Here is a 7145-nt window from a genome sequence, read left to right on the forward strand (position 1 = left end):
GGTGCTCGACGGCCGGGCACCGGCCCTGCGGCGCTGGTATCCCAGCACCGGCGGCACGTGGGACGCGCAGGAAGCCTGGCCCGAGATCCTGAGCACCGCCGACCGCCACGCCGACCTGCTGCGCGCGGCGCTGGGGCGACCGCCACAGACCAACGAGGTGGGCCGGTCCGCCGCGCTGATCGGTGGGCTGCTGCGCATCAACCGCGGATTCGGCTTGCCGATAAGGCTTTTCGAGATCGGCTCGAGCGCGGGACTGAACATGCGGGCCGACCACTACCACTATCGGTATGACGGCGGCCGGTGGGGACCGGCCGGCTCGCCGGTGAGCATCGACGACGCGTGGCGCGGCACCCTGCCGCCCGACGGCGACGTCTCGATCGTCGAGCGCGGCGGCTACGACATCGCACCCATCGACGTCACCGGCGCCGACGGGGAGATGACCGTGCTGAGCTACGTCTGGCCCGACCAGCACGACCGGCTGGAGCGGCTGCGCGGCGCCATCGCGGTCGCCCGGGACGTCCCGGCGCGCCTCGAGCGACGGACGGCGGCCGATGCGGTGGCCGGCCTGACCCTCGCCGACGGCACGCTGACCGTGCTGTGGCATTCGATCACCTGGCAGTACCTGTCCGACGACGAACGCGCCTCGGTCCGCGACGGGGTCGAGGCGCTGGGCGCGCGGGCCGGCGCCCGGTCGCCGTTCGCCCACCTCACGCTGGAGCCGGCGCGGGACGCGCCCGGCGGGCCGATCAGGTTTTTGGTGCGGGCGCGCAGCTGGCCGGGTGGCCGGCGCGCGGTGCTCGGCGAATGCCATCCGCACGGCCCGCCGGTGAACTGGCAATAATTTTCTGCCGCCAAGCCGTCGGAGTTCGGGCCGCCGCGGCGACGATAGGGGTGTGAGCGCCGAAGCGGAGCACCCATCCGACGCTCGACGCGCGCTGCTCGCGCTGTACGACGAGGCGTTGCCCGTGGTGTACGGGTATTTCGCCCGCCGCTGCGGGGAGGCCGCCACGGCCGAGGACCTGACGTCGGAGACGTTCCTCGCGGCGATGGACGCCGCGCGCAGGGGCGATCCGCCGCCGATCTCGATCCGCTGGCTGCTCGGCGTGGCACGCCACAAGCTGGCCGACCACTATCGGCGCGGGCAGCACCGGCTGACCGTGCCGGTCGCCGATCCGCCGGAGCCGGTGTTCGAAGCCAGGGGGGCCGCCGACGTCTGGGACGCCGAGCTGGACCGCATGGTCGCCGAATCGGTGCTGGCCCGGCTGGCCGAACCGCACCGCGCCGTGCTGGTGCTGCGCTACATGGACGACTGCTCGGTAGGCGAATGCGCCGAGCTGATCGGCCGGACGGTGCACGCCACCGAGGCGCTCCTGGTCCGGGCCCGCCGGGCCTTCAAACAGCAGTATCCGGAAGGAGGCGCGTGATGAGTCGACGAGACAGCTCGGACCCGCTGCGCGTGCTGCACACGGAAGACCTTCCGGTGCAACCCGATCCGGACTTCGCCGCGCGGCTGCGCCGGCGATTGGAATCCGCATTAACCCTCCCGGAAGGAGTTGTCATGAGCGGCACCGCAACCGCCATTTCCGAACTGACCGAACCGGGCACAGCCCCCGACGCCCCGCGCCCGGCCGCGCTGCCCTACCTCAGCGTGGCGGACGCGCGTGCGGCGATCGCCTGGTACGCCGACGCGTTCGGCGCCGCCATCGTCGGTGAACCGATCGTGATGGACGACGGCCGGATCGGGCATGCGGAGATCGCGATCGGCGATGGCGTGTTGTACCTGGCCGACGAGCACCCCGAGCTCGGCTTGAAAGCGCCTGCGCCGGCGCGTGTTTCGGTGAGCTTGATGCTGCATGTCGCCGACGCCGACGCCGCGCTGCGAAAGGCGCGGGAGCGCGGCGCGGCCGTCGAGCGCGAGACATATGAAAGCTACGGCAGTCGCAACGCCACCATCATCGACCCGTTCGGCCACCGGTGGATGCTGTCCGGCCCCACCGCGGTGCCCGGCATCCGGCACGGCGACATCGGCTACGTCTCGGTGTGGACCGCCGACGCCGATCGCGCGGCCGCCTTCTACGGCCACGTCCTGGGCTGGGCCTACGATCCGGCGTCGCACCGGGTCACCAACACCGATCTGCCGACCGGCATTTGGGCCGGCCCGGGGCGGCCCACGCTGTTCTGCTGCTACGCCGTTGACGATGTCGGCGCCGCACGCACGGCGATAATCGAGGCCGGCGGTGTCCCGGGTGAAACGCGCGACACCGAGTACGGGCTCCGGCTCGACGCCACCGACCCGCACGGCGTGGCGTTCGCGGTGTTTCAGCCGCGGGCCGGACGAAAGCGCCCGGAACTCAACGGGTCCGGGCCCGGCGAGCTGTCCTACGTCACCTACCAGGTGCCGGATTCGTCGGCCTTCCGCGATTTCTACGCCCGGGTGCTGGGCTGGACCTTCGAGCCCGGCCGGGTGGCCGACGGCTGGCAGGTGGTGGGAACCCATCCGATGGCCGGCGCCGCCGGCGGCAGCACCACCCCGACGACGGTGCCCATGTGGACCGTGGCGGACATCGGCGCGGCCGTCGCCCGCGTCCGCGCGGCCGGCGGCACGGTGCTGTCCGAGCCGGCCCGGCAGCCGTACGGCGTGACCGCGGAATGCGCCGACGATCAGGGCGGCCGCTTCTACCTCGGCGAGTTCTAGGCGTTGGCAATGCGGATCGGCGCGCCGTCCAGCCACGCGACCACGGCCTCGATGGTGTCTTCGTAGAAGGCGCCGAGCATCTCGCGGGTGACGTAGCCCAGATGCGGGGACAGCGTGACGTTCGCCAGGCCGCGCAGCGGGTGGTCGGGCGGGGGCGGTTCGGCGTCGTAGACGTCGAGCCCCGCCCCGGCGATGCGCCCGGTCCGCAGCGCGTCGAGCAGCGCCGCCTCGTCCACGATCGGCCCGCGGGAGGTGTTGATCAGGTACGCGCGCGGCCGCATCAGGGCCAGCTCGGAGGCGCCGACCAGGCCCCGGGTCCGTTCGGAGAGCACCAGGTGGATCGAGACCACATCGGATTCGGCGAACAGCGCCGCCTTCTCGACGCGGCGGGCGCCGGCCGCCGCGGCGGCCTCCTCGGTGAGGTGCTGGCTCCACGCAAGGACTTGCATGCCAAACACTTTCGCGTATTCGGCCATGCGCTTGCCCGTCCTGCCCAGGCCGAGCAGCCCGATCGTCTTGCCGGACAACGTCATACCGGCGGTGGTCTGCCATCCCCCGGCGCGCATGCTCCTATGCTCTTCGGCCAGGTTGCGCACCGTCGCGATCAGCAACCCCCAGGCCAATTCCGGGGTGGCGTCCCGGACCGAGGCGAAGCGCGGATTGGCGAAGTCCGAGTGGGCGACCAGCACGCCGCGCTCGCCGGCCGCGGCCACGTCCAGGTTCGGCAGGCTGCGGCCGACGATGGTGATCAATTTGAGGTTCGGTAGCCGCTCGATCAGCGTGCGCGGCAGGGCCATCCGCTCGCGCATCGTGCAGATCACGTCGAAGGGCCGCAGCGCCTGCGCCGCTTCCGGCTCGGAGAGGTGACGGTTGAAAACGGCTAGCTCGGCCCGGGATTGCACCGGCGACCAGTCGGCGAGGTCGAGCGCCAGGCCGGCGTAGTCATCGAGTACCGCCACCTTGGGAATCGTCAGCCCAGCACCTCGGATATGGGGGTGGCGGCGGCGATCTTGGCGCGGACCTTCATCACCTTGCCCGGCATTCCACCACCGACGACACCGACCAGCACCCCGTCGCGCTCGTAGTACGCCAGGAACTTGCGCCCGTCGTCCTCCACGACGTGGACGGTGTCGGTGGCCTCCGGCTCGCCGAGGCACTGGATCTTGACGTCGTATTGGTCGCTCCAGAAATAGGGGACCACCACGTTGGCGGGGACGTCCTGCCCGAGCATCGCGGGCACCACCACGCGGGCCTGGTCGGCGACGTTGCTCCAATGTTCCACGCGCGCTTGGTGTCCCGTCGCGTCGCGCCACGAGGCCACGTCGCCCAGCGCCCACACGTTGGGCGCGCTGGTGCGGCCGGCCTCGTCGCAGACGACCCCGTTATCCACCTCGACACCGCTGCCCTCCAGCCACTCGGTCGCCGGGCGGGATCCAATGCCGACCACGACGAGGTCGGCGGCCAGTTCCGTGCCGTCGGTCAGCACCACCGTCTCGACGTGGCCCCGGCCGCGCACCTCGGCAACGCTGACACCCAGGCGGACGTCGACGCCTTCGTCGCGATGCAGCCGGGCCACCAACCCGCCGATCTGCTCGCCGAGCACCGCGGCCAGCGGCGTCGGCTGCGGCTCGACCAGCACCACCTCCACCCCGAGGCTGCGCATGCTGGCCGCCACCTCGCAGCCGATGAAACCGGCGCCGACGACGACGGCGCGCTGGGCCGCGGACGCGTGCTCGCGCAACGCCAGGCTCTCGTCGAAAGAGCGCAGCACCCGGATGTCCTCCAGGTCGGGGAACGCCGGAATTCGCCGCGGCACCAGGCCGGTGGCGACCACCAGCTCGTCGTAGCCGAGCGCGGTTCCGTCGGCCAGCGTGACCGTCTGCCCTGCGGTGTCCAGACCGGTGGCCGCCGCGCCGAGCCGCAGGGTGATGTCCTGCTCGTCGTACCATTCGCGCGGCTTGAGGGCCACATCGTCGACCTCTTTGCGCAGCACCTCCTTGGACAGCGGCGGGCGGTCGTAGGGCAGGTGGACCTCGTCGCTGACGATCGTGATGCGGCCGGTGTATCCCGACCGGCGCAGTTGCTCGGCGGTGCGGGCCCCGGCGAGCCCGCCGCCCACGATCACGATGCCGTTTTCGGTCACGTGGTGTTCATACACGATCGCGAATCAGTACTTCAAGGCGCCCTTGTCCACCGGGACCTGGGTGCCCGACAGCGTGCCCGAGCCGTCGCCGGCCAACCACACGACGACGTCGGAGACCTCGTCGGCCGCCATAAAACCCTTGTACTGCATCGGCATTGGCGGGAAGCTGTGCACGTACCGCGGGTGCTTGGCAAAGATCTCCATCATCGCCTCCGGCTCGATCATCGGGGTGTCCACCGAGTAGGGATGGATGGAGTTGACCCGGATGCCGTATTCGCCGAGTTCGATGGCCAGCGTGTTGGTCAGCGCGGTGAGCCCGAACTTGCTGGCCGCGTAGTGGCCGTTGCCCGGCGTCGCCTTCAGGCCCGCCGACGAGCTGACGACGACGATCGACCCGCCGTTTCCGGCCTCGATCATCGCGGGGATCGCCGCGCGCAGGGTGCGCCAGGTGCCGGTCAGGTTGATCCCGATCACGGTGTCCCACTGCTCGTCGGTGAGCTCCCAGACCCGGCCCCAGCCCAGCACCCCGGCGTTGGCGACCAGGATGTCGAGCCGGCCGAATTGTTCGACGCCGTCGGCCACCAGTTGCCGCAGCGCGGCGTCGTCGCGGATGTCGACCTCGCGGGCCAGCACTTTGCGGCCCTCGGCCTCGACCAGCCGGACGGTCTCGTTGAGATCCTCGGGCGTGGCCGGCGTGTAGGTCAGGGTGTCGGACGCCCGCGCGCAGATGTCGAGCGCGATGATGTCGGCGCCCTCGCGCGCAAGCCGCACCGCGTGCGACCGCCCCTGCGCCCGGGCCGCGCCGGTGATGAATGCCACCCGTCCCTGCAGTGCTCCAGCCACGCAGCAAGGCTAGCAGCGGAACTGGAACGTGTTCTAACTAACCCGCTGGTTCAGATTTCGGAGATGATCTGGGCCCGCCGGCTGCTGTACTCCTGGTCGCTCAGCGCACCGCTGGCGCGCAGCGTCTCCAGCTCCTGAAGCCGCTGGGCGATCGACGGTTGCGGCGGCGTGGCGACCGGTGCCGGGCCGCCGGCCGTGGCCGGCTGGGGCGCCGGCTGCGGCGCGGGCGCCTGATGCTCGGCCGCCCGTCGCACCACGGCCTGGACCTGCTGGCGCAGCGCGGGATTGGACCGGATGTCGACCATCCGATCGAGCGGAACGTGGTTGGCCTTGAGGATCTGCAGGATCTCCATCAGCGGGCCGCCCTGCCCGCTGAGATCGTAGGTCCTGTTGTCTTCGGCCACCGTGAACTGCGCCGGCACCAGACCGTTGACCAACGCGCTGCGCTCCCAGTCGATGCGGTATTCGCCGGTGGTGGGGTTGACCAGCACCACAACCTTGCGGGCGTTGAGGTTGCCGAGCCGGGTCACGCTGGCGATCACCCGGTCCTCGCTGTCGAACGGCAGAAGCCCGGGCCCGGCGATGTGCAGGTGCACCTTGACCACCTGCTGGTTGTTGATCCACGTACCGGTCTCGCTGATCCCGGTGATCTGGGCCAGCGCCAGCACGCCGTGCTGCTCGAGTTCCGCGTTCTTGGCGGAGGACTTGGCCCCGTAGTTGGCCAGCGCGAGAGCGATCACCACGTCGGCCACCGTGATCAGCAGGCCGACGTAGAGCATCCACTGCAACAGGTTGCCGAACCCGAGGGTGAAGTAGACGACCAGAAAAATCGGCCCCACCAGGCCGCCGCACAGCAAAACGATCAGCTGTGCCTTCAGGTAGCGCGCCAACACGTGTCTCTCCTAGTCTCGCTGGGAAGTCCGTGTCAGATTAGCGCCCCACCGGCCGTCGCGATACCTGTGCGCGCAAACCGTTCGTGAAGGCCCGATCACTCCCCTGAAGACTCGGAGGGCTCGGCCGCGGCGGCCGACGCCGGAGAGTAAGCCGGCGTCGCGGGACGCACCGCCGCCGACGAGCCGGCGGGCGCCGCGGCCGGCATCGCCGCGGGCAGCGGTGTCCCGGCGTACCCTCCGAGCCCGGTCTCCTCGGCGGCCGCGACGCCCTCCGAGGCGCCCATGACGCCGGAGGACCCGGCCGGGCCGACGCTTGCGGCGGCGGCAGCGGGGACGGCGCCGAAGTTCTGGCCCGCGACCAGGCTGCCGGTGAACCCGGCTCCACCCATGCCGAACGATTCGCCGCTGCCGGCGGCCGCGGCGGCGGGGCCCACACTGCCCAGCAGCCGGGCCGTCGCACCGGTGCCGCCGGGGCCGAACACGCCCGGCCCCGCGCCCGGCGGCATCGCCGGTGCGAGGCTGACCGCGTTGCCGGTCGGGACGGCCGCCGCCGACGCCTGGCCCGGCGCGC

The 7145-nt window shown here is 71.4% G+C and carries 7 protein-coding genes and 1 pseudogene; 3 read left to right on the forward strand and 5 right to left on the reverse strand.

Annotated elements, in window-relative coordinates; genetic code table 11:
* The 3 genes from A5696_RS05470 to A5696_RS05480 all read left to right on the forward strand — a co-directional run.
* Nucleotides 1-841 (forward strand): DUF2332 domain-containing protein (locus A5696_RS05470; protein ID WP_067874624.1); only part of this gene is annotated, 841 nt, incomplete at its 5' end.
* A 52-nt stretch (nucleotides 842-893) separates the two neighbouring features.
* The gene (locus tag A5696_RS05475) at nucleotides 894-1424 is read left to right on the forward strand and encodes an RNA polymerase sigma factor (RefSeq protein WP_067874627.1); all 531 of its coding nucleotides are present in this window, start codon (nucleotides 894-896) and stop codon (nucleotides 1422-1424) included.
* Nucleotides 1424-2695 carry a VOC family protein gene (locus A5696_RS05480; protein ID WP_067874630.1) on the forward strand — a complete coding sequence of 424 codons (1272 nt, stop codon included), beginning with the start codon at nucleotides 1424-1426 and terminating at the stop codon, nucleotides 2693-2695. Before A5696_RS05475 ends, A5696_RS05480 begins: the two co-directional genes overlap by 1 nt.
* Here the strand turns inward: A5696_RS05480 and A5696_RS05485 are convergent.
* From A5696_RS05485 to A5696_RS27915, 5 genes and pseudogenes are all read right to left on the reverse strand, one after another.
* Nucleotides 2692-3663, reverse strand: coding sequence for a D-2-hydroxyacid dehydrogenase family protein (locus tag A5696_RS05485; RefSeq protein WP_067874641.1), 972 nt, complete (start codon nucleotides 3661-3663; stop codon nucleotides 2692-2694). The two genes, A5696_RS05480 and A5696_RS05485, sit on opposite strands and share 4 nt — an antisense overlap.
* A 2-nt stretch (nucleotides 3664-3665) precedes the next feature.
* Nucleotides 3666-4838: an NAD(P)/FAD-dependent oxidoreductase gene (locus tag A5696_RS05490; RefSeq protein ID WP_231964242.1), complete on the reverse strand. Its 1173-nt coding sequence runs from the start codon at nucleotides 4836-4838 to the stop codon at nucleotides 3666-3668.
* 24 nt (nucleotides 4839-4862) lie between these two features.
* On the reverse strand, nucleotides 4863-5681 hold the full coding sequence (locus tag A5696_RS05495) for a mycofactocin-coupled SDR family oxidoreductase (RefSeq protein WP_082956419.1): 819 nt from the start codon (nucleotides 5679-5681) through the stop codon (nucleotides 4863-4865).
* A 50-nt stretch (nucleotides 5682-5731) separates the two neighbouring features.
* Nucleotides 5732-6574, reverse strand: coding sequence for an SHOCT domain-containing protein (locus tag A5696_RS05500; protein ID WP_067874639.1), 843 nt, complete (start codon nucleotides 6572-6574; stop codon nucleotides 5732-5734).
* A 95-nt stretch (nucleotides 6575-6669) separates the two neighbouring features.
* Nucleotides 6670-7145: pseudogene (locus tag A5696_RS27915) on the reverse strand (hypothetical protein); the annotation flags it as partial.

The organism is Mycobacterium sp. E2699 (genome assembly GCF_001666745.1).
GTDB lineage: Bacteria > Actinomycetota > Actinomycetes > Mycobacteriales > Mycobacteriaceae > Mycobacterium.

Bases quoted from the DNA above. Each gene is read 5' to 3' on its own strand.
- A5696_RS05480 (WP_067874630.1), top strand. From the start codon at position 1,424: ATGAGTCGACGAGACAGCTCGGACCCGCTGCGCGTGCTGCACACGGAA.